Raw genomic sequence first — 25,523 nt, 5'->3', positions numbered from 1 at the left:
GATGTGGGTCCAGTCATGTTGGATGTAGAAGGGTTTGAGCTGGATGCGGAGGAGCGTGAAATTCTGGCGCATCCGCTGGTGGGGGGCCTGATCCTGTTTACCCGCAACTATCACGATCCGGCACAGTTGCGTGAGCTGGTGCGTCAGATCCGCGCCGCATCGTGCAACCATCTGGTGGTGGCCGTGGATCAGGAAGGCGGACGCGTGCAGCGTTTTCGCGAAGGATTTACCCGTCTGCCGGCGGCTCAGTCTTTTGCCGCACTGCTCGGTACGGAAGAGGGCGGGAGACTGGCGCAGGAGGCCGGCTGGCTGATGGCCAGCGAGATGATTGCCATGGATATCGACATCAGTTTTGCCCCTGTACTGGACGTGGGGCATATCAGCGCCGCCATTGGCGAGCGTTCATACCATGAAGATCCGCGTGTTGCGCTGGCAATGGCAACCCGCTTCATCGACGGCATGCACGCTGCAGGGATGAAAACCACCGGGAAACACTTCCCGGGCCACGGGGCGGTAACGGCGGATTCCCACAAAGAGACCCCGCGCGATCCGCGACCGGAAGCGGAAATTCGCGCCAAAGACATGTCGGTGTTCCGCTCGCTTATCACCGATAACAAGCTGGACGCCATCATGCCGGCGCACGTGATTTACAGCGACGTTGATCCGCGTCCTGCCAGCGGCTCTCCGCACTGGCTGAAAACCGTTTTGCGCCAGGAGCTGGGCTTCAATGGCGTGATCTTCTCTGACGATTTATCGATGGAAGGGGCGGCGATCATGGGCAGCTATGCTGAACGCGGTCAGGCCTCGCTGGATGCAGGTTGCGATATGATCCTGGTCTGCAATAATCGTAAAGGTGCGGTTAGCGTGCTGGATAACCTGTCGCCGATCAATGCAGAGCGTGTTACACAATTGTATCATAAAGGTTCATTTAGCCGTCAGGAGCTGATGGATTCGGCGCGCTGGAAGACGGTCAACGCCCGGCTTGAAGACCTGAACGAGCGCTGGCAGGCACATAAAGCCAGCCTGTAAACCCTCCCGGAAGGCGTAGCATGGTGAGAAGACGATGATCATCTATTTACACGGTTTTGACTCAAACAGTCCTGGTAATCATGAGAAGGTGCTGCAGCTGCAGTTTATCGATCCGGATGTACGGTTGATCAGCTACAGCACGCGCCATCCGAAGCATGATATGCAGCATCTTCTTAAAGAAGTGGACAAGATGCTGCAGCTTAACGTCGACGATCGTCCGTTGATCTGTGGCGTAGGGCTGGGCGGCTACTGGGCAGAGCGGATTGGCTTCCTGTGCGACATCCGCCAGGTGGTATTTAATCCTAATCTTTTCCCGAATGAGAACATGGAAGGCAAGATTGACCGCCCGGAAGAGTATGTCGATATTGCGACCAAGTGCGTCAGCAATTTTCGGGAGAAAAACCGTGACCGCTGCCTGGTGATCCTGTCGCGTAATGATGAGGCACTCAACAGCCATCGGGCTGCAGAACTGCTGCATCATTACTATGAGATCGTCTGGGACGAAGAACAGACCCACAAGTTTAAGAACATCTCTCCACACCTGCAGCGTATCAAAGCGTTTAAAACGCTGGGTTAAGTCCCGTCAGCAGCTCTTGAAGCCCGGACGTGAAAGCGTACCGGGCTTTCTTTTTGACCAGAATTGTCTACTTTTAAGCCATCAAAACTTGATGCATATCAATTTTGGTATGACCAATGCGCCTGACGTGTTATTCTCAATTCACCTGAATGGTTTCAGTGCTGTAACCTGTTGTTAATTAAGGGTTATTTTTATAACTTTTAATTAACAATTGGTTAATAATTTGAGGGGGTCACGTTGACTACGCCATTGAAAAAGATAGTGATTGTAGGCGGTGGTGCTGGCGGGCTGGAGCTGGCGACACAGCTGGGCAAGAAGCTGGGTCGCGGTAAAAAAGCCAAAATTACGCTGGTGGATCGTAACCACAGTCACCTGTGGAAACCGTTGCTGCACGAAGTGGCGACCGGCTCTCTGGATGAGGGTGTGGACGCACTGAGCTATCTGGCACACGCGCGCAACCATCACTTCCAGTTCCAGCTGGGCTCGGTGGTGGACATCAACCGTGAAAGCAAAACCATTACTCTGGCAGAGCTGCGTGATGAAAAAGGGGAGCTGCTGGTCCCGGAGCGCAAGCTGGCGTATGACACGCTGGTTATGGCGCTGGGCAGTACCTCTAACGATTTCAATACGCCTGGCGTGAAAGAGCACTGTATCTTCCTTGATAACCCGCACCAGGCACGTCGTTTCCATCAGGAAATGCTGAACCTGTTCCTGAAGTACACCAGTAATCTGGGGGCGAACGGCAAGGTGAATATCGCCATTGTCGGCGGCGGCGCGACGGGCGTTGAGCTGTCTGCTGAGCTGCACAATGCGGTGAAGCAGCTGCACAGCTACGGCTACAAAGGGTTAACCAACGAAGCGCTGAACGTGACGCTGGTTGAAGCGGGTGAACGCATTCTGCCTGCGCTGCCACCGCGTATTTCCGGCGCGGCGCACAATGAACTGACCAAACTGGGCGTGCGGGTGCTGACACAGACCATGGTGACCAGCGCTGACGAAGGTGGCCTGCACACCAAAGACGGCGAGTACATCAAAGCGGATCTGATGGTCTGGGCGGCAGGTATCAAAGCTCCTGACTTCATGAAAGATATCGGTGGCCTGGAAACGAACCGTATTAACCAGCTGGTAACGGAGCCGACGCTGCAAACCACCCGCGACCCTGACATCTTTGCTATTGGCGACTGCGCTTCCTGCGCGCGTCCTGAAGGTGGCTTCGTGCCGCCGCGTGCTCAGGCCGCTCACCAGATGGCAAGCCTGGTGCTGCACAACATCCTGGCGCAGATCAAAGGTAAGCCGATGAAAGCGTATGTCTATAAAGACCACGGTTCGCTGGTATCGCTGTCCAACTTCTCAACCGTCGGCAGCCTGATGGGTAACCTGATGCGTGGCTCGATGATGGTAGAAGGGCGCATTGCCCGCTTCGTGTATATCTCCCTGTACCGTATGCACCAGATTGCGCTGCACGGCTACTTCAAAACCGGACTGATGATGCTGGTGGGCCGCATCAACCGCGTGATCCGTCCGCGTCTGAAGCTGCACTAATCTTTCACTCCCTCCGGGCTCTCTGGAGGGAGTTTTTAGCATTTCATGCTGCAGATCACAGTTTGAGTGCTTAAGAGTTCTCCTAAATCGACTCTACCCCCCTGTAATGCCGCTTTTTTGATCCTTTATCTGATTGGCGAGATCGTGCCTCCATTGCAAAATTGTTACCAATAGCAACAAAGGAGGAAGTCCCGTGAATAAATCAATGTTGGCGGGTATAGGGATTGGTGTTGCGGCTGCGTTAGGTGTGGCTGCCGTTGCCAGTCTCAACGTATTAGATCGCGGCCCGCAGTATGCTCAGGTGGTTTCTGCTACGCCGATTAAAGAAACCGTGAAAACCCCTCGTCAGGAGTGCCGTAACGTCTCGGTAACTCACCGTCGTCCGGTACAGGATGAAAACCGTATTGCCGGTTCTGTTCTGGGAGCGGTAGCGGGTGGCGTGATTGGTCACCAGTTTGGCGGTGGCCGGGGCAGGGATGTGGCGACCGTGGTCGGCGCACTGGGTGGCGGCTATGCCGGTAACCAGGTGCAGGGCGCGATGCAGGATAACGATACCTACACCACCACTCAGCAGCGCTGCAAAACCGTCTATGAGAAGTCGGAGAAAATGCTGGGTTATGACGTGACGTATAAAATTGGCGATCAGCAGGGCAAAATCCGCATGGATAAAGATCCCGGCACGCAAATCCCACTGGATGGAAATGGCCAGCTGGTTCTGAATAACAAAGTGTAAAAAATAGATGTTCTCTGAATTTAGCTCCTCATGCGCTCAGGCTGAGGAGCTTTTTTTTGCATCAGAGTTTGAGGAGCTCAGGCCACAGTCGCAGCGTGGTGTCGCTGATAGTCTGCAGTTTTTCCAGCGAGGCCCCTTCACGGGCGCTGATCGACATCCCCTGCAAAATACAGCTCAGGTATTGCGCCAGCACCTGAGGGTTACAGTGAGCCGGGATTTCACCGCGCTGCTGACGCTGAGCCAGAAACGCGCTGAGCGTCTCCTCCTGCATGGCGTGACGCGATTTCACCGTATTGGCGATCTCTTTTGACGACGCCGCAAGGGTGGCAGAGGTGTTAATCATAAAGCAGCCCGCAGGCGTGTCTTTACTGGTAAAACAGGTTGCGACGGCGGTGAAGTAATCCCGCAGAGCCTGTTCAACGCTTTTTTCTTCACAAAAAAGCTGGGCTTCGTGCTTCGCCGCAAAGCGCGAAATGTACCTGTCCAGCACTGCCCTGAACAGCCCCTCTTTATTGGTAAATTCAGCATATAGCGTCGGCGCTTTGGCTCCGGTAGCTTCCACCAGATCGGAAAGCGAGGTCGCTTCATACCCATGTTGCCAGAAGAGAGTCATGGCCTTATCAAGCGCTGCATCCCTGTCAAACACTTTTGGTCGGCCACGGCTTTTCTTCGCACAACTCGTGACATCGGTTGTCATGTGCCGTTGGTCCTCTGTTGGTTTGTTGAATAACCATTATAAAAATAAACGCAAGCCACCACCAGCGCTGAATGCTTAAAAATAAATTAATCATATGCGTATGAAAATTAACGACTTTAAAAATAACTTAACGCTCATTATAAAATTATGTTGACGCGTGAGCTGGATCACATTTATGATTTACCTATCGATCGTTAATTAAATGGCTAACGACCTCCAAATTCATCTGCAAAAGGTAAAGATCATGAAAAACGTAAAAACTCTCATCGCTGCCGCTGTTCTGAGCTCACTCTCTTTCGCCAGCTTTGCTGCTGTTGAAGTGCAATCCACCCCTGCCGATCAGCATAAAGTCGGGACTATCTCAGCATCTGCCGGGACTAACCTGGGTTCTCTGGAAGATCAGCTGGCGCAAAAAGCGGAAGAAATGGGTGCGAAATCTTTCCGTATCACCTCTGTGACCGGTCCTAACACTCTGCACGGCACAGCTGTTATCTACAAATAAGCTGGGCATAAACCCTCATTTATGCCACTGCAATAAAAAACGCCCTGCACACGTGCAGGGCGTTTTTCTTTCTGAATTACAGCGGCTGCTGGACGACATCGTGATGCCGGGTGACATCGGTCGGCATTCCTGAACGGGCCTCAATGGCGCGCTCCATGACGGTGCCATCGGTGTTCGCATTGGTTTTAAAGCTCACCATGGCAGCATTCAGGTTGATGGGCAGCGTCTGCGGATCGTCGCCAATGTTTTTCGATAGCGGCTGGTGAATTTCGACCAGCCGCACGCCGCCTGGCTCCTCAGAAACTTTGATCGGCGTGTTGATGATATTCACTTTGGTTCCCGGCGTAACGACGTTAAACAGCGTTTTGATGTCGTCATCGCGCAGACGAATACAGCCGGAGCTGACGCGCATGCCGATGCCAAAGTCCGCATTGGTGCCATGCAGCAGATAGACGCCACCGTAGGCCGCCAGGCGGATGGCATGGTGCCCCATCGGGTTATCCGGGCCTGCCGGCACCACGGCGGGAAGATCGATCCCCTGTGCCTTATAGCGGGCACGAATGTTGGCCGTCGGGGTCCAGGTGGGGTTCGCTCGTTTATCCGAGACGGTGGTGACCATCGTCGGCGTCAGGGTGTCGCCGCCCAGCTGGCCAATCCCGATAGGGTAGACGGTCACTTCCTTTTTGCCCGGTGGATAATAATAGAGACGTAACTCCGCCAGGTTTATCACGATCCCCTCCCGCGGGGCATCCGGCAGCAGAGTTTGTAACGGGATGGTCAGTACGCTGCCCGCGCGCGGGACGTACGGGTCAACGCCCGGATTGGCCTGCAGCAGCGCCAGAAAACCAACGTTATATTTTTTGGCAATCACTTCCAGGGAACCACCGTTGTTTTCAACCACATGAAAGCGGTTTTCCCCGACCACCTTGCTGCCAGGAGGGGGAAGGGGCCAGGTGTTTGCCCGGGCGGGAAGGGCCACCGCGACGGTGGCTGCCAGCGCAAACAAGGTTATCCAGCGAGTCATACGCGAAGAGATCATCACCATAGTCCATGTAAATAATAAGGTTATTGTTTTATAACGGATTAACGATAATTATGGCGAATGGGTATGTCGGGAAGATCGGGTGAAGTGCAAAGAGTTTGTAAATTGTCCCCCCCCCCCCCGCAACAGGACGCTAACGGGGGGAAAGGGCGTCAGGCGATCGCGTTCTCTTCCAGCTGGCGCATAAAATTACGTACCCAGTCCATCCGGGTTTTGCGCTCCGTCAGCTCCTGGGTAAATCTCAGACGTGTCGGGCCATCCAGGCGGAAATGCTGCGGCTGTTTTTGCAGCAGACCGATCAGCCACATCGGGTTGACGTGGTTCTTCTCGGCGAATTCAATCACGCCGCCTTTTTCGTTGCCTTCAAGCTTCCGAATGCCCAGCTTCTGTGCCTGTTGACGCAGACGCGCGATATCCAGCAGATTTCTCGCCGCATCGGGCAGCAGGCCAAAGCGGTCAATCAGTTCCACCTTAATCTCTTCCAGCTCGTTTTCCGTCTTCGCACTGGCGATGCGCTTATAGAACGACAGACGCGTATTCACATCCGGAATGAAATCGTCCGGCAGCAGAGAAGGCATACGCAACTCGACCTCGGTCTGCTGGCTGGTGAGATCCTCCAGCGACGGTTCGCGTCCGGCCTTCAGGGCATCAACCGCGTTCTCCAGCAGCTCCATATAGAGTGAGAAGCCGATGGTTTCCATGGAGCCGCTCTGGTCTTCCCCCAGCAGTTCACCGGCACCGCGGATCTCAAGATCGTGCGTGGCCAGCGCAAAGCCTGCCCCAAGGTCTTCCAGCGAGGCGATGGCTTCCAGGCGCTTTTGCGCGTCGGTGGTCATCGCTTTCGGGTGCGGCGTCAACAGCCAGGCGTAGGCCTGATGGTGCGAACGTCCGACGCGGCCGCGCAGCTGGTGGAGCTGCGCCAGACCGAAGTGATCCGCGCGCTCGATAATAATCGTGTTTGCTGTCGGAATGTCGATCCCGGTTTCAATGATGGTGGTACACACCAGCACGTTAAAGCGCTGGTGGTGGAAGTCGTTCATCACCCGCTCCAGCTCGCGCTCGCGCATTTGCCCGTGACCGATGGCAATGCGCGCTTCCGGTACCAGCTCCGCCAGCCGGTCTGCCGCTTTCTGGATATTTTCCACGTCGTTGTAGAGGTAGTAGACCTGCCCCCCGCGCAACACTTCACGCAGAATGGCCTCACGCACCACCAGATTATCGTACTCACGGACAAAGGTTTTTACCGCCAGACGGCGCGCAGGCGGCGTGGCGATAATCGACAGATCGCGCATGCCGCTCATCGCCATATTGAGCGTACGTGGAATAGGCGTCGCGGTCAGGGTCAGGATATCGACGTCGGCGCGCATCGCCTTGATCCGCTCTTTATGACGCACCCCGAAGCGGTGCTCTTCGTCGACAATCAGCAGCCCCAGATCTTTCCACTTCACGTCGCTTTGCAGCAGCTTGTGGGTGCCAATCAGAATATCGATCTTACCCTCGCTTGCCTGTTCCAGAATTTGCGTTTGCTCTTTGGTACTGCGAAAACGCGACAGCATCTCGATGCGTACCGGCCAGTTGGCGAAGCGGTCGCGGAAGTTGTCAAAGTGCTGTTGGGCAAGCAGGGTGGTTGGCACCAGTACCGCCACCTGCTTGTTATTTTCGACCGCAAGGAAGGCGGCACGCATTGCCACTTCGGTTTTACCGAAACCGACGTCGCCGCACACCAGCCGATCCATTGCCAGCGGCTGACACATATCGCTCAGCACGGCGTTAATGGCCTGAGCCTGATCCGGCGTGGTTTCAAACGGGAAACTGTCGCAGAACAGCTGATACTGCTCTTTATCATGCTTAAAGGCGAAGCCCTCTTTGGCCGCGCGTTGCGCGTAGATGTCCAGCAACTCGGCTGCCACATCGCGTACTTTTTCCGCCGCTTTCTGGCGCGCGCGCGCCCAGGCGTCACCGCCCAGCTTATGCAGCGGCGCATTCTCCTCGGCGCCCCCCGCATAGCGGCTGATCAGATGCAGGGAAGAGACCGGGACATACAGTTTGGCGTCGTTAGCGTAGGTCAGCATCAGGTATTCACCTTTGATACCGCCCGCTTCCAGCGTCGTCATTCCCTGGTAACGACCCACGCCGTGTTCAAGGTGAACAATCGGCTGGCCCGGATGCAGCTCGGCCAGGTTGCGGATCAGCGTGTCCGGATTGATGGTACGACGGCTGTCCTGGCGGCGCCGCGCGACGCGTTCGCCCAGCAGGTCGCTTTCGCAAATCAGTGCCAGGTTGTTGAGCGTATCAATAAACCCATGCTCGGCGGCGCCGATCATCAGGTAACGACCATTTCCGGTCGCGTCGCTCAGACGCAGGATGCGCTTCGGCGCCACTTTAATGCGCCCCAGCAGTTCACCGAGTGCTTCACGGCGGCCCTCACTCTCAACGGAGAACACCACCGGGCCGGTAAAGGATTCCAGGAACTTGCGCAGATTTTCCAGCGGAGATTTCTGCTGGGCCTGAACGGCCAGATCCGGCAGCGCCTGGATGGCGAGGTTGGTGTTGGCGGCCTTATCGGCAAGCGAGTCGGTCTTTAGCTGCACTCGCGGCCAGCGCTTCAGCTCGGCGTTGAGCTCATCGGTACGCAGCCACAGCGCTTCCGGTGGCAGCAGCGGGCGCATCGGGTCAACGCCGCGGTTTTCAAAGCGGGCGCGGGTTTCGCTTTCAAAGCGGCTGGCGCTGGCATCGATATCACCGGTGTTCACAATCAGCGTGTTCGCCGGGAAGTAACTGAACAGGGACGGCAGCGGCTCGTTAAAGAACAGCGGCTGCCAGTATTCGATGCCGGCAGGCAACGTGCCTTTGCTGACCTGCTGGTAAATGTGTTCGGCGTCACGCTTCACCTCGAATTTATCGCGCCACTGGCTACGGAACAGTTCGATGGCGGTTTTGTCCGTCGGGAACTCATGCGCGGGCAATAAATTAATGGACTCGACCTCCTCCAGCGTGCGCTGGGTGTCGGCGTCGAATACCCGCAGACTGTCGATTTCATCATCGAAGAAGTCGAGACGATACGGCTGGTCGCTGCCCATCGGATACAGATCAAGCAACGCGCCGCGGGTCGCGTATTCCCCGTGCTCCATCACCTGATCGACGTGGCGATAACCGGCGCCGTCAAGCTGCGCGCGCAGGGCATCACGGGACAGGCGCTGGCCTTTTTTCATCACCAGCGCATGACCATGCAGATAGCTGTGCGGGCAGACGCGCTGCATCAGGGTGTTCACCGGCACAATCAGCACACCGCGCTGCATGGTCGGCAGCTGATAGAGCGTCGACAGGCGCGAGGAGATGATCTCCTGATGCGGAGAGAAGCTGTCATACGGCAGCGTTTCCCAGTCGGCCAGGCTGAACACCAGGTTATCGGTGAACTGGCGAATTTCGTCGTGCAGGCGCAGGGCGTTTTGCATATCCGGGGCAACCAGGATCACCGGGCCAGGATGGCGCTCAGCAATTTCTGCCACCAGCGTGGCGCACGCCGCGCCCGTGAGTTCACCCAGCTGGCGCTGGTCGCCCGCTTTGACAGGTAAGGAATAACGATAGTGTTCAGGCATGGCTTTGTCAGAGTCTCTTATGGATATACCAACAGTATTGGGGCATATCACTGATACGCAATGTCTTTATTATCCTCGATCGTTTTACATAAGCAAATCGTAAGCGCAGGGTGGGGCTGTACGCCCCCGAAACGGGGGCGTGAAGGGGATTAACGGGTGGTTGGTGACAGCGTGAGCGTTGAGGGTGGGGAGAAGAAAATGTCCCCAAACAGGGCGGTAGAGAGTTTACGCACCCCAAGCCCGGCCAGGGTACAGATAAGCAGGCTGGCAAACGGGTAGACCAGGATCAGGGAAAGCTCTGCCCAGACCGGCCAGTATGCGGCATTCATTTCGCCAATCAGGACCAGGCTGAAGGCCTCAATGAGGATGCGATGGGTGGTATAAATCGCAATGGTGTTAGAGCCAATCACATTCAGCAGGTTATTCGGTTGAACGGCATAGCGCTGCTCCAGGCTGTAAAACAGCTTCATGATCAGCACAATCGACAACAAGGAGAGCAGCAGCGGAACATTAGCAAACCACAGTACCACGGAGACAGCTGCGAAAGCGCCAGTTGCCAGCCAGGTGCGGCGCAGGCTTAGATTTTTCATCCATGCCATCAGCTCAGCGCCATACCACGCCCCGAGGCTGTAGTAGACCATATTGCGTACCACGCTGTTCATCCCCCACCACGGCAGCGGCAGGAAGTTAATCGCGATGCTCGCCAGCGCCAGCAGCCCAAGCACCGGCAGCTTCCAGCGGCTGAGCAGTTTACACAGCGTGAAATAGACCACCAGGGCGTACAGATACCACAGGCTGGTACTGGCGGTGAGCATCCCCAGCACAAATCCGGAGAGCGAGTCGGCGTAGGCTGCGTTCGATGAGGTGGCAAGCTCACGCTCCGGCGCCAGCCAGGCATTCAGGTGGCTCAGCGCCTGCCACTGCAGGATGCCCCACAGGGCCAGCACCCAGACGATACTCCAGATGCGTTTGTCGAGACTGGTCCGCCAGTCCACCTCGTCAATATAACGACGAATCAGATAGCCGGAAATAAAGAAGAAGACCGGCATACGGAACGGTGCAAGATAAAGGTTAAAGTAGATCCAGCATTTGGCGAGAAGCCCGGAGAGCGGGTGTTGCAGCCCGTTCAGGTGCGGATAAAACGTGATGACCGAATGATAGATAACCACCAGGCAGATACACAGCCCTTTTATCTGGTTAATCCATAATGCTTTTTGCTTCATTGTTCGCAACTACCTTATTGCCATAAACGAACGAGCAATTGTTCAAAAACGAAACCGGGATGTAATGGGTAACAGTCTGTATCAGGAGGTTTTTCGGAAAAGGTGGAGGTTGCGAGGTGCGGTTTCAGCCATTAGTACCCTGATTTATCTGAATTTTTCGGAAAAATGATTACCAAAGCTTACGGTTTCAGTCATTTACGCTTAACGGATTCGCTTATATACTCGTGGGTCTGCTATCAGCAAACAGACGGACTTCATGTATCAACCTGTCGCACTCTTCATAGGCTTACGCTACATGCGTGGGCGCGCCGCGGACCGCTTCGGTCGCTTTGTCTCCTGGCTTTCGACTATTGGCATTACGCTTGGCGTGATGGCACTGGTGACGGTGCTTTCCGTCATGAATGGCTTTGAGCGCGAGCTGCAAAACAACATCCTGGGGCTGATGCCGCAGGCCGTTCTCTCATCCACTAACGGTTCGGTTAACCCACAACAGCTGCCGGAAAGCGCGGCGAAGTTACAGGGTGTCACGCGCGTTGCGCCACTGACGACCGGTGACGTGGTGCTGCAAAGCGCCCGCAGCGTGGCGGTCGGCGTGATGCTGGGGATTGACCCGGCGCAAAACGATCCGCTGACGCCATACCTGGTTAACGTGAAGCAGACCGATCTGCAAGCGGGTAAATACAACGTGATTCTCGGTGAACAGCTTGCTGGCCAGCTCGGCGTCAACCGCGGCGACCAGCTGCGCGTGATGGTGCCTTCAGCCAGCCAGTTTACGCCGATGGGGCGTCTGCCAAGCCAGCGCCTGTTCACCGTGGTTGGCACCTTTGCGGCCAACAGTGAAGTCGATGGTTATCAGATGCTGGTTAACATCCAGGACGCGTCACGCCTGATGCGCTACCCGGCCGGGAATATCACTGGCTGGCGTCTGTGGCTCGACGCGCCACTGAAAGTCGATACCCTCAGCCAGCAAAAGCTGCCGGAAGGCACGAAATGGCAGGACTGGCGCGAGCGCAAGGGCGAGCTGTTCCAGGCCGTGCGCATGGAAAAAAACATGATGGGGCTGCTGCTGAGCCTGATCGTGGCCGTGGCTGCCTTTAACATCATCACCTCGCTGGGGCTGATGGTGATGGAAAAGCAGGGCGAAGTCGCCATTCTGCAAACCCAGGGACTCACGCCGCGTCAGATCATGGCGGTCTTTATGGTGCAGGGTGCCAGCGCCGGGATCATCGGCGCGCTGCTCGGTGCCGTGCTGGGTGCGCTGCTTGCCAGTCAGCTAAATAACTTAATGCCGATCATCGGTGCATTGCTCGATGGTGCGGCGCTGCCGGTGGCTATCGAGCCGCTGCAGGTGATCGGTATTGCGCTGGCCGCGATGGCCATTGCGCTGCTTTCTACGCTTTATCCTTCCTGGCGCGCTGCCGCCACTCAACCCGCTGAGGCTTTACGTTATGAATAAGATCCTGTTGCAATGCGACAACCTGTCCAAACGCTATCAGGAAGGCACTGTGCAGACTGACGTGCTGCACAATGTGAGCTTCAGCGTGGGTGAAGGCGAGATGATGGCGATTGTCGGCAGCTCCGGCTCCGGTAAAAGTACCTTATTACATCTGCTGGGCGGGCTGGACACGCCGACCAGCGGCGACGTGATTTTCTCCGGCCAGCCGATGAGCAAGATGTCTTCCGCGGCGAAAGCGGACCTGCGTAACCGCGAGCTGGGCTTTATCTACCAGTTCCACCACCTGCTGCCGGATTTCACGGCGCTGGAAAACGTGGCGATGCCGCTGCTGATTGGTAAAAAGAAACCGGCTGAAATTAATGCCCGTGCCAGCGACATGCTGAAAGCGGTAGGGCTGGGCCATCGCGGTAACCACCGTCCATCGGAGCTGTCCGGCGGTGAACGTCAGCGTGTGGCCATTGCCCGTGCGCTGGTGAACAACCCGCGTCTGGTGCTGGCGGATGAGCCTACCGGTAACCTCGATGCGCGTAATGCAGACAGTATTTTCCAGCTTCTCGGCGAGCTGAACGCCTCGCAGGGCACGGCGTTTCTGGTGGTCACCCATGACCTGCAGCTGGCAAAACGCATGGGACGTCAGCTTGAGATGCGCGACGGCCATCTGAACGCGGAACTGACCCTGATGGGAGCAGAGTAATGGCGTCACCGTTATCGTTACTCATCGGTTTACGTTTTAGCCGCGGTCGCCGTCGTGGCGGCATGGTGTCGCTGATCTCCGTTATCTCGACCATCGGTATTGCGCTGGGCGTGGCAGTGCTGATTGTGGGCCTGAGCGCCATGAACGGCTTTGAGCGCGAGTTGAATAACCGAATTCTGGCGGTCGTGCCGCACGGGGAGATCGAGCCGGTTAACCAGCCATGGACAAACTGGAACGATGCGCTCACCAAAGTCGAAAAAGTGCCGGGCATTGCCGCGGCTGCGCCCTACATTAACTTTACCGGGCTGGTGGAGAGCGGGGTAAACCTGCGCGCCATTCAGGTGAAAGGGGTGAATCCCGCTCAGGAAGCGCGTCTTAGCGCGCTACCGAACTATGTGCAGAACGGCGCGTGGGCCAACTTCAAGGCTGGCGAGCAGCAGATCATTATGGGTAAAGGCGTTGCCGATGCCCTGAAGGTGAAGCAGGGCGACTGGGTGTCGATCATGATCCCGAACGCCAGCGCGGATCATAAATTACAGCAGCCTAAACGCGTGCGCCTGCACGTCACCGGTATTCTTCAGCTGAGCGGTCAGCTTGACCATAGCTTTGCAATGGTACCGATGGAGGATGCGCGCCAGTATCTCGATATGGGCGACAGCGTGACGGGCATTGCCATCAAGGTTAACGACGTCTTTAACGCCAACAAACTGGTGCGCGATGCGGGCAGCGTGACTAATAACTATGTCTACATCAAGAGCTGGATCGGCACGTACGGCTATATGTACCGTGATATCCAGATGATCCGCGCCATCATGTATCTGGCAATGGTGCTGGTGATTGGGGTGGCGTGCTTTAATATCGTCTCGACGCTGGTGATGGCGGTCAAAGACAAGAGCGGTGACATTGCCGTGCTGCGCACCCTGGGGGCAAAAGACGGTCTTATTCGCGCCATTTTTGTCTGGTACGGTTTGCTGGCGGGGCTGCTCGGCAGCGTGTGCGGCGTGGTGATTGGCGTAGTGGTTTCCCTGCAACTGACGCCAATTATCAATGGCATAGAAAAGCTGATTGGTCACCAGTTCCTGTCGGGTGATATCTATTTTATTGACTTCCTGCCGTCTGAACTGCACTGGCTGGACGTTTTTTACGTGCTGGTTACAGCACTTTTACTGAGTCTGCTGGCAAGCTGGTACCCGGCGCGTCGCGCAAGCCGAATTGATCCGGCGAGGGTATTAAGTGGCCAGTAATTTCGTCATGATCTAGCGGCTTTCGGGCCGCCAGGTTGAAAGAGGAATGCGTTATGTATTACGGATTTGATATTGGCGGCACCAAGATTGCGCTCGGCGTATTTGATAAAGACCTCAAACTGCAGTGGGAAACCCGCGTTCCCACGCCGCGCGACAGCTACGACGAATTTTTAACCGCCATTGCCGCGCTGGTGGCCCAGGCCGATAAACGCTTTGGCGTGAAAGGCAGCGTTGGCATTGGTATTCCGGGGATGCCCGAAACCGACGACGGCACGCTGTATGCCGCCAATGTGCCTGCTGCCAGCGGCAAACCGCTGCGCGCCGATCTCTCCACTCTTCTTGAACGCGACGTGCGTTTAGACAACGATGCCAACTGCTTTGCGCTCTCTGAAGCCTGGGATGATGAATTCCGTCGCTATCCGCTGGTGATGGGGCTGATCCTCGGTACCGGCGTTGGCGGGGGGATTGTCATCAATGGGAAGCCCATCACTGGCCGCAGTTACATCACCGGCGAGTTTGGTCATATCCGCCTGCCGGTGGATGCGCTGGAGGTGGTGGGCCGTGATTTTCCGCTAACCCGCTGCGGCTGCGGCCAGCACGGCTGTATTGAAAACTACCTGTCAGGTCGCGGGTTTGCATGGCTTTACGAACACTTCTATCATCAGAAACTTGAGGCCCCTCAAATCATTACCTTGTGGGAGCAAGGGGATGCGCAGGCGCGTGAGCACGTCGAGCGCTATCTGGATCTGCTGGCGGTATGTCTGGGAAATATTCTCACCATCGTCGACCCGGATCTGCTGGTGATTGGGGGAGGGCTTTCAAACTTTACCGCGATTACGGAACGGTTGTCCGGGCGTTTGCCCCGACATTTATTGCCGGTTGCCCGCGTGCCGCGTATCGAACGTGCGCGACATGGGGACGCAGGAGGCATGCGCGGAGCCGCATTCCTTCATCTCACCGATTAGTTTACGAGGTTTCTATGCTGTCGCGTCGCCAGGGTCGACTCAGCCGTTTTCGCAAAAACAAACGCCGCTTACGTGAGCGCTTGCGCCAGCGGATCTTTTTCAGAGACAGAATAATGCCAGAAGCGATGGATAAACCCAGAGTGGTGGTGCTGACCGGAGCGGGGATCTCCGCGGAGTCAGGAATTCGAACCTTCCGAGCGGCGGATGGGTTGTGGGAAGAGCACCGCGTGGAGGATGTGGCCACGCCGGAAGGTTTTGCCCGCGATCCGGATCTTGTGCAGGCGTTTTACAACGCCCGCCGTCGCCAGCTTCTCCAGCCAGAGATTGCCCCGAATGCGGCGCATCTGGCGCTGGCAAAGCTGGAGGAGGCGCTGGGCGATCGTTTTCTGCTGGTGACGCAGAATATCGATAACCTGCATGAGCGGGCCGGTAACAGGAACATCATCCATATGCACGGTGAGCTGCTCAAAGTTCGCTGCGCATGGAGTGGTCAGGTGCTGGACTGGAAAGAGGACGTGCTGCCAGAGGATAAATGCCACTGCTGCCAGTTCCCGTCACGCCTGCGTCCGCACGTCGTCTGGTTTGGCGAGATGCCGCTGGGCATGGATGAGATCTACAGCGCGCTGGCGATGGCCGACGTATTTATCGCCATCGGCACATCCGGTCATGTTTATCCGGCGGCGGGATTCGTTCACGAAGCGCGACTGCACGGTGCGCATACGGTAGAACTCAACCTTGAGCCAAGCCAGGTGGGCAGCGAGTTTGAAGAGAAGCACTACGGCCTGGCCAGTGCCGTCGTCCCGGCGTTTGTCGACAAGCTGTTGAAAGGGCTGTAACGGCAATCGTGCGAAAAGGCACCCGCCCTGCGGGTGCCTTATTTATTATGAATGAAAGAATGCCAGCGTCTTCTCCAGCGATTTAGCCTGCTCATCCAGCGACAGCGCCGCCGCAGAGATCTGCTGAACCAGAGAGGCGTTCTGCTGGGTTGTGCTGTCCATCTGGTTAACGGCGGTGCTGACCTGGCTAATCCCCCGATTCTGTTCGTCCAGCGCCTGAACAATATCGTTGATGACCAGATGCACGTGCGATACCGCCTCAATCACCTGTTTCATCATCACACCGGTTTCATTGACCAGCGCGACGCCTTTGCTGACGCGACCAGAGGACTCGGCAATCAGCTGAGAGATCTCTTTTGCCGCGTTAGCGCTTCGCTGAGCCAGATTGCGGACTTCACCTGCCACCACCGCAAAACCGCGTCCCTGTTCGCCGGCCCGTGCTGCTTCAACGGCCGCATTCAGCGCCAGGATATTTGTCTGGAAGGCGATACCATCCACGATGCGGTTAATCTCACCGATCTTACGTGCACTCTCATCAATCTCCCCGATCACTACGACCACATCGTTCACCAGCGTTTCGCCATGTCCGGCGAGCGTCGCGGCGCGATCGGTCAGCGTGGTCGCCTTGTGCGCATTGTCCGCATTATTCTTCACCGTGACCGAAATCTCTTCCATACTGGCAGCCGTTTCAACAATTGCGGCTGCCTGCTCTTCGGTACGCGAGGCGAGGTCAAGATTGCCCGCCGAAATTTCGCTGGTGCCACCGTGTACGGAATGGCTGGCTTCGCTGATATTGTTGACGATGCGCTTGAGCTGCATCTGCATGGTATGCAGGGCGTAAAAAATACTTTCGGTATCCCCGGAACGCACCGGGATAGTGTTATTCAGATCCCCGCGGGCGACGGCCAGGGCGATCCCGGCCGCCTCCGAAGGTTCACCCCCCACCGGGCGGTCAACTTTACGGGTAAAGATTTGGGCCATCACCAGGCTAACCGCAACGATGCTTAACACCATCAGGACGATGGCTTTCAGTAAAAATGCGCGCGCTTCGGCCATCACTTCGCTGACCGGCGTGACAATGGCGAGTTTCCATGGCGTCTGGCTGTTACCAACGGCGATCGACTGCCAGGTGATAAACACCTCCTCCTTCAGCAGCGGATCGTTTATCCGGATAACCTCATGACCGGCAATTTTGCCCGCGTAAGGCTTGCCTGCAGCACGTTTGTCCGGGCTGGACACCACGTTGTTACCTGCTGAAAGGAGCAGGGCGTAGCCGGTGCCATTCCACGGTTTAATCGACCCAATCATGGCTTGCAGGGTGGCAAGGGAGAAGTCAGAGGTGACCGAACCCAGGAACTGACCGTCACGCATGATGGGCGCGGCAATTGAGGTGAGCATCACGTCTACGCCGTTGTAGGGGTAAATATAGGGCTCGATGATCACGTCTTTATGCCGTTGCTTCGGCAGCAGATAGTAATCCCCACTGCCGGGCGTTTCGAAATCCGTCAGCAGGTGCAATGCCGGTTTGCCGGTGGCGTCGCGGTCGACATAGCGGGCGTAGCGCCCGGCAGGATCTTCACCGCTTTGACCGGCAAATGTCGTGTCTTTATCGTCGAACGCGTTGGGCTCAAAGGCCATCGACATAGAGAGAAACTGGGGATGAGCTGAGAGGTAATGGATAAGCAACTGGTTGAGACTCTGGCGATCGGCTATCCCCGCATCGTGCAGTGCCAGGGCGCTGTTGCCCATGTCCCGGGCGGCAGCCAGGGCGGCGTCCAGCTGTTTACCAACCTGCAAAGACTGTACCTCGGCGATTTGACGGATATGTTTTTTGGCCAGAATTTCCTGCTGTGCCATCCACTGCCACATCATAAACCCGATCGTTGCCGTAAAGCCCACCGTCACGGTAAGGAAAATGGACAATAGCATCAACGTCTTGACGCTTATTTTTTGTTTTCGGACCATGGCGTTTTTCATTCTCATCTCCCGTAATGTTGTGCATGTCGGGCAGGCACATATGACTTATCGGATATTTTCTCCTTTTTCTGTAGAGCGCCGGGTATATTTAATTTAAATTGCCGGATATTAAACCCGGTTAATTAGTGTGGATGCTTTTATTTTGTGCATTAAATCAAAATAGCACTCGATAATGCTCGTTATAGTCGTGTAGAAAGAGGATGCTAATAAATATTAAGTTGTAGAGGAGGATGGGATATGTACGGATTTATTGCGCGACAACCCATTTTTAACCCTGAGATGAAAACGGTGGCCTATGAGCTGCTCTTCAGAGACGGGATGACAAACCGTTTTCCGGATGTGTCGGCGGAGTATGCCACCTCCAGAATGATTTCCGACCAGTTCTTATGTGTGCCATCTCAGCGCATCGCCGGGACACATACGTCGTTTATCAATTTCCCTTCACGCATGGTCATTGACCGCAGTGGTGAAGCGCTCGATAAAGAGCATGTAGTTATTGAGATCCTGGAGGATGCTGTGCCGGGGGAGGAACTCTTGCAAGCCGTTAAGGAGATGAACGCGCAAGGTTATCAGTTTGCGCTTGATGATTTCACCCTTGCAGCTGAATGGGATGCTTTTTTACCTTATATTTCCATCCTGAAATTCGATGTCAGAAATTACACCTTAGCGCAAATTAAAACGTATCTGAAAGAGCGTAAACATCTGACCGGACATATTAAATATCTCGCTGAAAAAATTGAGACTAAAGAGGAATTCAAACAATACAGGGAAGAGGGCTTTTCTCTTTTTCAGGGTTATTTTTTCTGCCGTCCGGAGGTCATTAAATATAAACGGTTGTCGCAAAATCAGCTGGCGATTTTCCGTCTGCAAATGGAAGTGGGTCGCAATAAACCTGATTTTCGCATTATCGAGTCGTTGATTAAAACCGACCTCACGCTCTCCTGGAAAATCATGCGCTACATGAAACACACCGCATTTAAACATATCGGTGCCTGTAATTTCAGTAAGTTGACGCTGAGTGAGGTGCTGAGATACCTCGGTGAAAACCAGCTAAGACGGTTTGTTGCCGTCGTGGTCCTGGCGAGTGCAGGGAATGATACCGTCAGCGAGCTATACCCCTTGAGTATGATGCGCGGGAAGTTCTGCGAACTGATCGCACAGACGATGAACGAGCCGACGCTGGCTGAAAATGCGTTTATGTGCGGCCTGTTTTCACTGCTCGATACCCTCCTTGAGCTGCCAATGGCAGAGTTGATGAAGCAAATTGCGGTGCCGCAAAATGTGAGCAATGCGTTGTGCCATCAGGAGGGACAGCTAGCCGATATGGTCACGCTTTGCCGTTACTACGAACAGCAACAATGGGAGGAGGCGGCCACGGTCCGTGAGGCGCTGGGTTTGTCGGATGAGGCGGTGGTTGAGGCGATGAGAAAAGCGACCATCTGGGCAGGGGAGAATGCGGTCAGTTAATCCTTCCTCACGCCGTGCAGGCGGCGCGAGGAAGAACGCGATACCGTTATCGGCCCGCTTTTAATTTCTGGTAATACTCTTCGTAGAGACGGCTGGCGTCGCCGACATCATTCTGCCACTCCCCTTTGCTGATGGTCTGGGCATCCGGATAAAGCGATTTATCGTTCGCCACCTCAGGCTTAAGCAGCTTGCGCGCAGCCAGGTTGGGTGTTGGGTAGCCAATCGTCTCAGCAACCTGTTTCGCCACGTCCGGACGCAGCAGGAAGTTAATAAGTTTTATCGCACCGTCCACGTTTTTCGCATTGGCCGGGATAGCGAGGCTATCCATCCAGAAGATCCCGCCTTCCTTCGGCCAGACCACCTCAAGCGGCGTGCCGGCCTGACGGGCGACAAAGGCAGAGCCGTTCCAGACCATCCCCAGATTCACTTCGCCTTCCATATACGGATTTGCCGGGTTATCAGAGTTGAATGCCGCCACGTTAGGCATCAGCTTTTTCAGCTCGTTATACGCCGCTTCGATCTCTTTCGGATCCGTCGTGTTGCCTGAATAGCCCAGCTTGCGCAGCGCCACCTGGAACACTTCGCGCGCATCGTCGGTTAACAACAGACTGCCTTTGTATTCTGGTTTCCACAGATCGGCCCAGCTTGTCACTGTTTTCGGATCGACGGCATCGCTGTTCACGCCAATCGCGGTCGCACCCCAGATATACGGAATAGAGTAGTCGTTATTGGGATCAAACGGTTTGTTAAGCATCTCCGGATCGAGATTTGAAAAATTGGTCAGCTTTGTTTTATCGATCTTCTGAATCATGCCCTCTTTGCGCATTTTGTCGACAAAGTAGGTGGAAGGCACGACCAGATCGTACGCCCCGTCTTTGTAGGTTTTCAGCTTGGCGTACATGGTTTCATTCGACTCATAGGTCGAGTAGATAACCTTGATGCCCGTCTCCTTCGTAAACTGCTCCAGCAGTCCCGGCGGCACATACTCGGTCCAGTTATAGAAGTAGAGCGTTTTGCTGTCATCAGCGTGCGCGGCACCCATGCCAAGCACCAGCGCCGCAGCGGCGAGCATTTTTTTCATTTCATTGTCCCCTGAGATTTTGTTTTATCACGAGCAATAACCTGGCTGGCGATCACCAGAACCAGCGAAAACACCAGCAGAATGGTCGCCAGCGCGTTCACCTCAGGTGAAACGCCGACTTTCACCATCGAATAAATTTTCAACGGCAGAATTTCATAGCTCGGCCCGGTCACGAAGGAGGAGACCACCACGTCATCCATCGACAGGGTAAAGCTAAGCAGCCATCCCGCGGCAACAGCGGGCATCGCCAGCGGCAGGATGATTTTGCGCAGGATAGTCATCTCGCTGGCACCCAGATCCTTCGCCGCCTCCAGCATACGCACGTCGAACCCTTTCAGGCGTGCAAAGACCGTCACCACCACAAACGGCAGGCAGAAGGTGATATGGGAAAACAGCAGTGACCAGAAGCCAAGCTGAACGCCGAGCAGCATAAACAGCACCAGCAGCGAAATCGCCATCACGATGTCCGGGGACATCATCACCACAAACAGCATACCGCTAACGAACGGTTTTCCGCGGAATCGGTAGCGATACAACGCCACGGCGGTGAGCGAACCAATCAGCGTGGCGAAGGTGGCGGAGAAGATCGCCATCGTCAGCGAGTGCTGCGCGGCCTGCAGCAGGCTGTCGTTATTCATCAGCAGGCTGTACCAGTCGGTGGTAAAGCCCTGCCAGTTGATACCAAAACGCGAGCTGTTAAAGGAGTTCACGATCAAAATGATAATCGGGATATACAGGTATGCATAAATGGCGGTCATAAAACCGCCGCGAAGCAGTCGACCGATCATTCGAGTTCCACCTTCTTGTTCAGCAGTCGTGAAGCGCGCCAGTAGACCAGCAGCATCAGACCCATCACCACTGTTAGCGTTATGCTGGTGGCGGAGCCGAACGGCCAGTCGCGAATGTTCAGGAACTGGCTCTTGATGACATTACCAATCAGCAGGTTTTTCGCGCCGCCCATCAGGTCAGACACGTAGAAAAGCCCCATCGCCGGAAGCATCACCAGCAGACAACCCGCGATAATACCAGGCATCGTCAGCGGGATGATAATGCGGATAAAAGTCTGCAGCTTATTCGCCCCCAGATCTTTTGCCGCTTCCAGCAGCGGTTTATCCAGCTTCTCAATACTGGAGTAGAGCGGCATCACCATAAACGGCAGCAGGATATAGACCAGACCGATAATGACCGCGCCAGGCGTAAACATGATGCGGATCGGGGTATCGATTACCCCCAGCCACAGCAGAAACGCGTTGAGATAGCCTTTGGTACTGAGGAAAATTTTCAACCCATAGATGCGAATGAGTGAGTTGGTCCAGAACGGCACAATCAGTAAAAACAGCAGCAGCGGGCGCACCTTTTGCGGCAGACCCGCGAGGAACCATGCGAAAGGATAACCCAGCACCAGGCAGGCAATCGTGGCGATTAGCGCCATATTGAGCGAGTGCAGCAGCACGTCAAAATAGAGCGGATCGAGCAGGCGCGCGTAGTTGTCCAGCGTAAAGACCAGCGACACGAAGCTAGCGTCATCGCGGGTCAGGAAGCTGGTGGCGATGATCATCAGGTTGGGTAAAAAGACAAACAACACAAGCCAACCGACGATCGTGGCAATCACCACATTCTGGAACTTACTTGTGTTCTTCATCAGCCAGCACAACCTCCCAGCTTTCTACCCAGTTGATAACCATTTTCTGGTCGAGAGAGTGGTCGAAGTCCGGGTCGTCCTCGTTAAAGAACTCACTGACCATCACCATTTTGCCGTTCTCCAGTTCAACGACGGATTCCAGCGTCATCCCTTTGTAGTTGCGTTCGCGGATATAGCCGATGAGCCCTTCGGCCTCGGTGTTGCCGTGAATTTCGTCAACGCGCAGATCTTCCGGGCGCAGCAGAACGTTGAGCTTTTGCCCCTTTTCGACGGGGAAATTTACGGTGATGTTGCACTCGCGACCTTCAACGCTGGCCCGCACACGCTGGTCATCCAGACGTTCAATCACCGTGGCGTTAAAGATATTGATCTCACCAATGAAGCTTGCGACAAACAGGTTCTTCGGCTCTTCGTAAATTTCACGCGGCGTGCCGTCCTGCTCGATTTTGCCGTCACGCATCACCACGATACGGTCGGACATGGTCAGGGCCTCTTCCTGGTCGTGAGTGACGAAGACAAAGGTAATGCCGAGCTTACGCTGCAGGGCCTTAAGTTCGTTCTGCATCTGCTTGCGCAGTTTGTAATCCAGCGCCGAGAGGGACTCATCCAGCAGAAGCAGGCGAGGTTTATTGACCACGGCGCGGGCGATGGCCACACGCTGCTGCTGACCACCGGAAAGCTGATGCGGTTTACGCTTAGCAAACGTCTCAAGCTGCACCATGCGCAGGGCGTCGGTGACGCGCGGTTCTATCTCGTTTGCCGGGGTTTTTTGCATCCGCAGGCCAAACGCCACGTTCTCAAACACCGTCATGTGCGGGAACAGGGCATAGCTTTGAAAGACCGTGTTGACGTGACGATCTTCGGCGGGAACCCGCGTAATATCCTGGTTTTCAAGAAGGATTTGACCGTTATCGACGCTTTCCAGCCCGGCGATAAGGCGCAGTACGGTGGTTTTGCCGCAGCCAGAGGGGCCAAGCAGCGTAAGAAACTCACCGTCATTGATGGTGAGATTGAGGTCGGAAATAACGTCTTTACCATCAAAACTTTTACGAATTCGTTCCAGTTGCACCAGCGGCGCACGTGAACGGGATTGTGTATTCAATTTTTGCGCTGTCCCATATAGACGCCTCAGGCAGCAGACTGAAGCGGGGTTTGTGTGTAACCACCTTGGTGACTCGTAATGAGGGCGGACATTCTACGGCAATCCCCAGCAATCGCCAATCCTTGTCACTGATTCATAAGCTACATTTACTGACGTGTAACGATATAAACGGAAAATATTCTCGTTTGCGGGATAAAAGTGACCTGACGCAATATTTGCGTTTTGATGCTTATTGATAATGTTGTCACAAAAAGTGAGGGTGACTGCATGGATAAATTACTTGAGCGTTTTTTACAGTACGTTTCGCTGGATACCCAATCTAAACCGGGTGTCCGCCAGGTGCCGAGCACCGAAGGCCAGTGGAAGCTATTAAACCTGCTTAAAGAGCAGCTTGACGCCATGGGGCTGGTCAACGTCACGTTAAGCGAAAAAGGCACTGTGATGGCAACGCTGCCGGCGAATGTCCCGGGTGACATTCCCGCGATTGGCTTTATCTCCCATGTCGACACCTCTCCGGACTTTAGCGGTAAACATGTGAACCCGCAGATTGTTGAAAACTACCGTGGCGGCGACATTGCGCTGGGGATCGGTGACGAGGTACTTTCCCCGGTGATGTTCCCGGTGCTGCACCAGCTGCTGGGTCAGACGCTGATCACCACCGACGGGAAAACGCTGCTGGGGGCGGATGACAAGGCCGGTATTGCGGAAATCATGACGGCGCTGGCGGTACTGAAGGAAAAAAACATCCCCCACGGTGATATCCGGGTGGCTTTTACGCCGGACGAAGAGGTCGGTAAAGGCGCAAAACATTTCGACGTGGAAGCCTTCAACGCGCAGTGGGCGTATACCGTCGATGGCGGCGGCGTTGGTGAACTGGAGTATGAAAACTTCAACGCCGCGTCCGTGACGATCAAAATTGTCGGCAACAATGTTCACCCCGGTTCGGCGAAAGGCGTCATGGTGAACGCGCTATCGCTGGCCTCCAGAATTCATGCGGAAGTCCCGGCGGAAGAGAGCCCTGAACAGACGGAAGGGTATGAAGGGTTCTATCACCTGACCAGCATCAAAGGCACCGTGGACAGCGCCCAGATGCACTACATCATCCGCGATTTTGATCGCAAAGCCTTTGAGGCGCGCAAGCGCAAGATGATGGAGATCGCCAAAAAGGTCGGGAAGGGCTTACACCCTGACTGCTATATCGAGCTTATTATCGAAGACAGTTATTACAATATGCGTGAGAAGGTGATGGCCCATCCGCATATTCTTGATATTGCCCAGCAGGCCATGCGCGACTGCGATATTGAACCGGTATTAAAACCGATTCGTGGCGGTACCGACGGTTCTCAGTTGTCGTTTATGGGACTGCCGTGCCCGAACCTGTTTACCGGTGGCTACAACTATCACGGTAAACATGAGTTCGTCACCCTGGAAGGGATGGAAAAAGCGGTGAAGGTGATTGTGCGGATTGCGGAGTTAACCGCGAAGCGGTAGTCGCGTTTTGCTAAATGTAGGCCGGGTAAGGCGAAGCCGCCACCCGGCATTGAGGCAAAGGAGTGCCCATGTCAAACTATCGTCGCCATTACGTCCCCGGAGGCACCTGGTTTTTCACCGTCAACCTGCAAAATCGTCAGAGCGATTTGCTTACCCACCATATCGATAGCCTGCGTTCCGCCACCTCAATGGTTAAACGTGCGAAGCCCTTCACCATAAACGCCTGGGTTATTTTGCCTGAACATATGCACTGTATCTGGACCCTACCGGAAGGAGACAGTGATTTTTCCGCCCGCTGGCGCGACATCAAAAAGACTTTTAGCCGCATCATCGACACGCGCCACATCTGGCAGCCACGCTTCTGGGAGCACACCATTCGTAACGAAGAGGACTACCGGCGGCATGTGGATTACATCTACATCAATCCTGTAAAACACGGTTATGTCAGTAAGGGCAGTGACTGGCCGTATTCAACATTTCATCGTGACCTTCGGGAAGGCGTGTATCCGGTGAATTGGGCGGGAGAGATCGAGGATTTTGCGGCGGGGGAGCGGAAGTAAAAAGCCGGGTGGCGGCTGCGCCTTACCCGGCCTACAAAACCCACGATCGTAGGCCCGGTAAGCG

Annotated in this window: 22 protein-coding genes; 13 read left to right on the top strand and 9 right to left on the bottom strand. The window is 55.2% G+C overall.

Features of this window, described 5'->3' with window-relative positions; genetic code table 11:
* Positions 1-3: 3 nt before the first annotated feature.
* The 4 genes from nagZ to C5687_RS01805 all read left to right on the top strand — a co-directional run bounded on the left by nagZ (position 4) and on the right by C5687_RS01805 (position 3,881).
* Entirely contained in the window at positions 4-1,029 is a 1,026-nt protein-coding gene (gene nagZ, locus C5687_RS01820; protein ID WP_104556322.1) for a beta-N-acetylhexosaminidase, read from the top strand.
* A 34-nt stretch (positions 1,030-1,063) separates the two neighbouring features.
* Complete coding sequence (ycfP, locus tag C5687_RS01815; RefSeq protein ID WP_008500781.1) at positions 1,064-1,606, top strand: alpha/beta hydrolase YcfP; 543 nt, start codon at positions 1,064-1,066, stop codon at positions 1,604-1,606.
* A 237-nt stretch (positions 1,607-1,843) separates the two neighbouring features.
* Positions 1,844-3,148, top strand: a complete 1,305-nt coding sequence (locus C5687_RS01810; protein WP_094918916.1) for an NAD(P)/FAD-dependent oxidoreductase — start codon at positions 1,844-1,846, stop codon at positions 3,146-3,148.
* Positions 3,149-3,341: 193 nt separating this feature from the next.
* Positions 3,342-3,881, top strand: a complete 540-nt coding sequence (locus tag C5687_RS01805) for a glycine zipper 2TM domain-containing protein (RefSeq protein WP_059385714.1) — start codon at positions 3,342-3,344, stop codon at positions 3,879-3,881.
* A 61-nt stretch (positions 3,882-3,942) separates the two neighbouring features.
* Here C5687_RS01805 and comR read toward each other — a convergent pair whose 3' ends face one another.
* The gene (gene comR / locus C5687_RS01800) at positions 3,943-4,578 is read right to left on the bottom strand and encodes a TetR family copper-responsive transcriptional repressor ComR (protein ID WP_025758151.1); all 636 of its coding nucleotides are present in this window, start codon (positions 4,576-4,578) and stop codon (positions 3,943-3,945) included.
* A gap of 244 nt (positions 4,579-4,822) precedes the next feature.
* Between comR and bhsA the strand changes: the two genes are divergently transcribed.
* Positions 4,823-5,080, top strand: coding sequence for a multiple stress resistance protein BhsA (gene bhsA / locus C5687_RS01790; protein WP_025758152.1), 258 nt, complete (start codon positions 4,823-4,825; stop codon positions 5,078-5,080).
* Positions 5,081-5,156: 76 nt separating this feature from the next.
* Here bhsA and ldtC read toward each other — a convergent pair whose 3' ends face one another.
* The 3 genes from ldtC to C5687_RS01775 form a co-directional block, all read right to left on the bottom strand.
* Complete coding sequence (ldtC, locus tag C5687_RS01785; protein WP_104556321.1) at positions 5,157-6,122, bottom strand: L,D-transpeptidase LdtC; 966 nt, start codon at positions 6,120-6,122, stop codon at positions 5,157-5,159.
* A 152-nt stretch (positions 6,123-6,274) separates the two neighbouring features.
* A complete protein-coding gene (gene mfd, locus C5687_RS01780; RefSeq protein WP_104556306.1) occupies positions 6,275-9,721 on the bottom strand; it encodes a transcription-repair coupling factor in 3,447 nt (1,148 codons plus the stop codon).
* 149 nt (positions 9,722-9,870) lie between these two features.
* Positions 9,871-10,944 carry an acyltransferase family protein gene (locus C5687_RS01775; RefSeq protein WP_104556305.1) on the bottom strand — a complete coding sequence of 358 codons (1,074 nt, stop codon included), beginning with the start codon at positions 10,942-10,944 and terminating at the stop codon, positions 9,871-9,873.
* A 256-nt stretch (positions 10,945-11,200) separates the two neighbouring features.
* Here C5687_RS01775 and lolC point away from each other — a divergent pair, with 256 nt between their 5' ends.
* The 5 genes from lolC to cobB are packed head-to-tail and all read left to right on the top strand — an operon-like array spanning position 11,201 to position 16,139.
* Positions 11,201-12,400, top strand: a complete 1,200-nt coding sequence (gene lolC, locus C5687_RS01770; protein ID WP_047958282.1) for a lipoprotein-releasing ABC transporter permease subunit LolC — start codon at positions 11,201-11,203, stop codon at positions 12,398-12,400.
* The gene (gene lolD, locus C5687_RS01765; RefSeq protein WP_094918920.1) at positions 12,393-13,094 is read left to right on the top strand and encodes a lipoprotein-releasing ABC transporter ATP-binding protein LolD; all 702 of its coding nucleotides are present in this window, start codon (positions 12,393-12,395) and stop codon (positions 13,092-13,094) included. The genes lolC and lolD overlap by 8 nt, the downstream gene beginning before the upstream one ends.
* Positions 13,094-14,338: a lipoprotein-releasing ABC transporter permease subunit LolE gene (lolE, locus tag C5687_RS01760; protein WP_045284983.1), complete on the top strand. Its 1,245-nt coding sequence runs from the start codon at positions 13,094-13,096 to the stop codon at positions 14,336-14,338. The genes lolD and lolE overlap by 1 nt, the downstream gene beginning before the upstream one ends.
* 53 nt (positions 14,339-14,391) lie before the next feature.
* Positions 14,392-15,303, top strand: a complete 912-nt coding sequence (gene nagK / locus C5687_RS01755) for an N-acetylglucosamine kinase (protein ID WP_059385721.1) — start codon at positions 14,392-14,394, stop codon at positions 15,301-15,303.
* Positions 15,304-15,317: 14 nt separating this feature from the next.
* The gene (cobB, locus tag C5687_RS01750; RefSeq protein WP_047958285.1) at positions 15,318-16,139 is read left to right on the top strand and encodes a Sir2 family NAD+-dependent deacetylase; all 822 of its coding nucleotides are present in this window, start codon (positions 15,318-15,320) and stop codon (positions 16,137-16,139) included.
* Between the two features lie 45 nt (positions 16,140-16,184).
* Here the strand turns inward: cobB and C5687_RS01745 are convergent, their stop codons facing one another.
* Positions 16,185-18,116 carry a methyl-accepting chemotaxis protein gene (locus C5687_RS01745; RefSeq protein ID WP_104556304.1) on the bottom strand — a complete coding sequence of 644 codons (1,932 nt, stop codon included), beginning with the start codon at positions 18,114-18,116 and terminating at the stop codon, positions 16,185-16,187.
* A 237-nt stretch (positions 18,117-18,353) separates the two neighbouring features.
* Here C5687_RS01745 and C5687_RS01740 point away from each other — a divergent pair, with 237 nt between their 5' ends.
* Positions 18,354-19,583 carry an EAL and HDOD domain-containing protein gene (locus tag C5687_RS01740; protein ID WP_104556303.1) on the top strand — a complete coding sequence of 410 codons (1,230 nt, stop codon included), beginning with the start codon at positions 18,354-18,356 and terminating at the stop codon, positions 19,581-19,583.
* 46 nt (positions 19,584-19,629) lie between these two features.
* Here the strand turns inward: C5687_RS01740 and potD are convergent, their stop codons facing one another.
* From potD to potA, 4 genes are read right to left on the bottom strand one after another with little or no spacing between them, the layout of a single operon-like run.
* Positions 19,630-20,664, bottom strand: coding sequence for a spermidine/putrescine ABC transporter substrate-binding protein PotD (potD, locus tag C5687_RS01735; RefSeq protein ID WP_104556302.1), 1,035 nt, complete (start codon positions 20,662-20,664; stop codon positions 19,630-19,632).
* Entirely contained in the window at positions 20,661-21,452 is a 792-nt protein-coding gene (gene potC, locus C5687_RS01730; RefSeq protein WP_008500765.1) for a spermidine/putrescine ABC transporter permease PotC, read from the bottom strand. Before potC ends, potD begins: the two co-directional genes overlap by 4 nt.
* Positions 21,449-22,306: a spermidine/putrescine ABC transporter permease PotB gene (gene potB / locus C5687_RS01725; protein ID WP_045284977.1), complete on the bottom strand. Its 858-nt coding sequence runs from the start codon at positions 22,304-22,306 to the stop codon at positions 21,449-21,451. The genes potC and potB overlap by 4 nt, the downstream gene beginning before the upstream one ends.
* Positions 22,290-23,438, bottom strand: coding sequence for a spermidine/putrescine ABC transporter ATP-binding protein PotA (gene potA, locus C5687_RS01720; protein WP_176472173.1), 1,149 nt, complete (start codon positions 23,436-23,438; stop codon positions 22,290-22,292). Before potA ends, potB begins: the two co-directional genes overlap by 17 nt.
* A 237-nt stretch (positions 23,439-23,675) precedes the next feature.
* Between potA and pepT the strand changes: the two genes are divergently transcribed.
* A complete protein-coding gene (gene pepT, locus C5687_RS01715) occupies positions 23,676-24,899 on the top strand; it encodes a peptidase T (protein ID WP_104556301.1) in 1,224 nt (407 codons plus the stop codon).
* A gap of 68 nt (positions 24,900-24,967) precedes the next feature.
* Positions 24,968-25,459 (top strand): REP-associated tyrosine transposase, encoded by a 492-nt coding sequence (locus C5687_RS01710; RefSeq protein ID WP_047958291.1) that lies wholly within the window; start codon positions 24,968-24,970, stop codon positions 25,457-25,459.
* The last annotated feature ends 64 nt before the right edge of the window (positions 25,460-25,523 follow it).

Origin of the sequence: Enterobacter sichuanensis, assembly GCF_002939185.1 — a bacterium.
GTDB classification, from domain to species: domain Bacteria; phylum Pseudomonadota; class Gammaproteobacteria; order Enterobacterales; family Enterobacteriaceae; genus Enterobacter; species Enterobacter sichuanensis.
The sequence above is the reverse complement of the archived record's forward strand: the minus strand, read 5'-3'. Positions and strand labels throughout refer to the sequence as shown.

Coding starts and splice junctions, on each gene's coding strand:
- ycfP (WP_008500781.1), top strand. CDS start 1,064: ATGATCATCTATTTACACGGTTTTGACTCAAACAGTCCTGGTAATCAT.
- comR (WP_025758151.1), bottom strand. CDS start 4,578: ATGACAACCGATGTCACGAGTTGTGCGAAGAAAAGCCGTGGCCGACCA.
- bhsA (WP_025758152.1), top strand. CDS start 4,823: ATGAAAAACGTAAAAACTCTCATCGCTGCCGCTGTTCTGAGCTCACTC.
- mfd (WP_104556306.1), bottom strand. CDS start 9,721: ATGCCTGAACACTATCGTTATTCCTTACCTGTCAAAGCGGGCGACCAG.
- C5687_RS01775 (WP_104556305.1), bottom strand. CDS start 10,944: ATGAAGCAAAAAGCATTATGGATTAACCAGATAAAAGGGCTGTGTATC.
- lolC (WP_047958282.1), top strand. CDS start 11,201: ATGTATCAACCTGTCGCACTCTTCATAGGCTTACGCTACATGCGTGGG.
- lolD (WP_094918920.1), top strand. CDS start 12,393: ATGAATAAGATCCTGTTGCAATGCGACAACCTGTCCAAACGCTATCAG.
- lolE (WP_045284983.1), top strand. CDS start 13,094: ATGGCGTCACCGTTATCGTTACTCATCGGTTTACGTTTTAGCCGCGGT.
- nagK (WP_059385721.1), top strand. CDS start 14,392: ATGTATTACGGATTTGATATTGGCGGCACCAAGATTGCGCTCGGCGTA.
- cobB (WP_047958285.1), top strand. CDS start 15,318: ATGCTGTCGCGTCGCCAGGGTCGACTCAGCCGTTTTCGCAAAAACAAA.
- C5687_RS01745 (WP_104556304.1), bottom strand. CDS start 18,116: ATGAAAAACGCCATGGTCCGAAAACAAAAAATAAGCGTCAAGACGTTG.
- C5687_RS01740 (WP_104556303.1), top strand. CDS start 18,354: ATGTACGGATTTATTGCGCGACAACCCATTTTTAACCCTGAGATGAAA.
- potD (WP_104556302.1), bottom strand. CDS start 20,664: ATGAAAAAAATGCTCGCCGCTGCGGCGCTGGTGCTTGGCATGGGTGCC.
- potC (WP_008500765.1), bottom strand. CDS start 21,452: ATGATCGGTCGACTGCTTCGCGGCGGTTTTATGACCGCCATTTATGCA.
- potB (WP_045284977.1), bottom strand. CDS start 22,306: ATGAAGAACACAAGTAAGTTCCAGAATGTGGTGATTGCCACGATCGTC.
- pepT (WP_104556301.1), top strand. CDS start 23,676: ATGGATAAATTACTTGAGCGTTTTTTACAGTACGTTTCGCTGGATACC.
- C5687_RS01710 (WP_047958291.1), top strand. CDS start 24,968: ATGTCAAACTATCGTCGCCATTACGTCCCCGGAGGCACCTGGTTTTTC.